Below are 2,316 nucleotides of genomic sequence, written 5' to 3'. Positions count from 1 at the left end.
ATTTCGGTAAAAACTGGTCGAGGTACGCCAACCAAGCGTTTAAATTCAGAATCTGAAAAACGGTTTAAGTTCTGATATCTCATGAAACTTAGATTGAGGTGGTTTTGACTTTCGCAAGAGGTCTAATATGAATATAGATTTCAGAAGTTAAACCAATCAGCAAGGTTTTTTAACCGCCGTATTTTCCATAAAATAAAGCTTTAGAATATGTAATATATAAAAGATTTCTTTCATAAATCAAAAATTAAGCTATTTGTTGTTGATTATTTGTACCGTAGAATTTTTAACATTCATGCATAATTTTTAGATGAAATACATCGACTCAAAACAGCTTTCTGAAACACAGCTTAAGCGATTATGAGCATCTCATGGTCAACGTTTTATTTAATGGTTGAGCAATTGCATAAGCATGTTCTAGCTAAAGGCAGACTACCCAAATTACACTTGGAGGATCAGATTCTGCTTTATCTAGGATAATGAGAGCAGTCCAATCATCTACTTAAGTACTAAGCTGTGGTACTGAAAGCTTTGTCTAGGCAAAGCTTTCTCGATTAAAGTCAAAATCAGAATTTCTGTCATCCTCATCTATTTTCAACAGAAACAATAAGAAGAGTTAAAATGTTTAGGCTTAAGCTAGGCTAAAAATCACTGTTTTCATACAGATGTGACATACGCTTCTGCTTTGTTTCTAAATAAGCTTTATTAAAATGATTTAAGCCTACCGTCAAGGGAACGCGGCTAACCACATTAATTCCTAACTCAGTCAGTGCCTTGATTTTAAGTGGATTATTTGTAATCAACTGGACATCTTTAATTTGTAGGTAATCCAGCATAATGCTACACATGTCATACTGCCGGGCATCTGCAGGTAAGTTTAATAACAGATTGGCATCAAGCGTATCATGACCTTGATCTTGCAGTGCATATGCACGAATTTTATTGGTCAATCCTATGCCACGACCTTCCTGACGTAGATACAAGATTACCCCTTGCCCTGCATCATTAATCATTTTCATGGTTGCATGTAATTGTGGGCCACAATCACATTTTAATGAACCAAATGCGTCCCCTGTGAGACACTCAGAATGCATTCTGACTAATACGGGTTTTACAGGAACCGTTTCTAATCCTTGAGCAAGAGCAATATGCTCTTCACCCGTCGTTTGATCTTGAAATGCTAGAATCTCAAAATTACCGAAAGCAGTCGGTAATTTAGATTTAGAAACAAATTGTATCGCCACTGATTCATCCAATTAAATTTTAAGAGTCAGTAAAAACACTGTTCATCAAAAATAAAAGATCTGTCATATCAATTAAATTAAGATTGATTCAGTATTTTCGTATCTTCGAAATATTAAATTCCGGATTTGATCATAGTGATTTTAAAGTGAATTTTATGTGAAACCCGAGAACATCTTGTTCATATTTTTAAACCGCTCTAGACCAGCACACAAAAACCACGGATTGAATGCTTGCCTCCTATCAGCATATTTGCTGTCAATGAGTATAACCTGTCCACTTTTGTCCGGAGCGTTTTGCAATCAGTCTAGCTGATATATTCCAACACCTACTGCATCATACTTTTGGTCCCTGCTTTAACCTCACTCATTGAACCGTACCGGGTTTGTCGGAGACTTTTTATTTAAGTTAGGCCACCTGACCTAACGGGTTAATCTTATCATAGTACATTGCTTCAAAATCAAAAGGCGATACATAACCCAATGCACTATGTACACGCTCTTTATTGAACCAATCTACCCAATTTAGTGTCGCAAGTTGTACATCCGCTAAACCTTGCCAATCTGCTTTTAAATATTCAATCACCTCTGTTTTGTATAACCCATTCACTGTTTCAGCCAAAGCATTATCGTATGAATCACCAGTCGTACCGACTGATGCTCGTAAATTTGCTGCTTCTAAACGATTGGTATAGCGAATAGAAAGATATTGAACACCTCTATCGGAATGATGAATCACATTCTTTGGCATACCTCGATCATGCAACGCTTGCTCCAGTGCATCAAGCACCATATCTGTATTCATACGTGTTGATACTTTCCATCCAACAATTGCTCGTGAGAACACATCAATAATAAAGGCGGTATAGACCCAGCCTGAATTTGTTTGAATATACGGGTGAGTAGACCAAGGGAATTTCACCCTTAGCCCCTCGCAGAACCGGACATGAGCCTCTCAGCTCATCCGGCTCCCATTATCCAACCGATGGTAAACATCCCATTTTCCAGTGCACAAAGGCATTTGGAAAATCACGCGCAAGTCGCCCTAAGGCATATCTAGCCCGTCTTTTATGACGGG

The 2,316-nt window shown here is 37.8% G+C and carries 1 protein-coding gene and 2 pseudogenes; all 3 read right to left on the bottom strand.

What is annotated here, in order from left to right; genetic code table 11:
- Positions 1–638 precede the first annotated feature (638 nt).
- Entirely contained in the window at positions 639–1,241 is a 603-nt protein-coding gene (gene ribA / locus FTT83_RS15765) for a GTP cyclohydrolase II (RefSeq protein ID WP_180176843.1), read from the bottom strand.
- A 406-nt stretch (positions 1,242–1,647) separates the two neighbouring features.
- Positions 1,648–2,133: pseudogene (locus FTT83_RS15760) on the bottom strand (IS3 family transposase); the annotation flags it as partial.
- Positions 2,134–2,212: 79 nt separating this feature from the next.
- A pseudogene (locus FTT83_RS16275) lies at positions 2,213–2,316 on the bottom strand (reverse transcriptase); the annotation flags it as partial.

It is taken from the genome of Acinetobacter sp. YH01018, from assembly GCF_013420295.1.
Lineage (GTDB): Bacteria > Pseudomonadota > Gammaproteobacteria > Pseudomonadales > Moraxellaceae > Acinetobacter.
This window is presented reverse-complemented; position numbering and strand designations above follow the sequence as displayed.